Genomic DNA, 701 nt, shown 5'->3' on the forward strand with positions numbered 1-701 from the left:
GTCATGGCCATGCGCGCCGGGGTCCTCCCGCGGTCCCTGCACGTCGACGAGCCGAGCACCCACGTCGACTGGTCCGTCGGCGCCGTCGAACTCCTCGCGGAGGCACGCGAGTGGCCCGAGGCCGAGCGGCCGCGTCGCGCGGGTGTGTCGTCGTTCGGCGTGAGCGGCACGAACGCCCACGTGATCGTGGAACAGGCTCCGGCGGCGGAATCAACTGAAGCTACTAAAACGAGCGTTCCATCTACTGCGGTGCCGTGGTTGGTGTCGGCCCGCAGCGCGGACGCCCTGCGTGCCCAGGCCGACCGCCTCCGCGAGCACGTGGTGACGCACGCCGACGTCGACCCCGTGAACGTGGGCTGGTCCCTGCTGTCGGGCCGCTCCGCGCTCGAACACCGTGCCGTGGTCCTGGGCCGAGGGCGGGAACAGTTCCTGTCCGGCCTGGAGGCGCTGGCTTCCGGTGGTCCGGGTGGTGTGGTCTCGGGTTCCGTGGTGGAGGGCCGCCTGGGCGTCCTGTTCACCGGTCAGGGCAGCCAGCGGCTCGGTATGGGCCGGGAGTTGTGCGAGGCGTTCCCGGTGTTCGCGGACGCGTTGGACGAGGTGTGCGCCCACTTGGACGGACTGCTCGACCTGCCCCTGAAGGAAGTCATGTTCGGCGCGGATGCCGAACTCCTGGAGCAGACCGGGTACGCGCAGCCCGCGCT

Annotated in this window: 1 protein-coding gene; it reads left to right on the forward strand. The window is 70.9% G+C overall.

Annotated elements, in window-relative coordinates; all coding sequences use genetic code 11:
* A partial coding sequence (locus STRAU_RS31510) for a ketoacyl-synthetase C-terminal extension domain-containing protein (protein WP_259300033.1) occupies nucleotides 1–701 on the forward strand: 701 nt, incomplete at both ends.

The organism is Streptomyces aurantiacus JA 4570, assembly GCF_000414115.1.
GTDB classification, from domain to species: Bacteria; Actinomycetota; Actinomycetes; order Streptomycetales; family Streptomycetaceae; genus Streptomyces; species Streptomyces aurantiacus_A.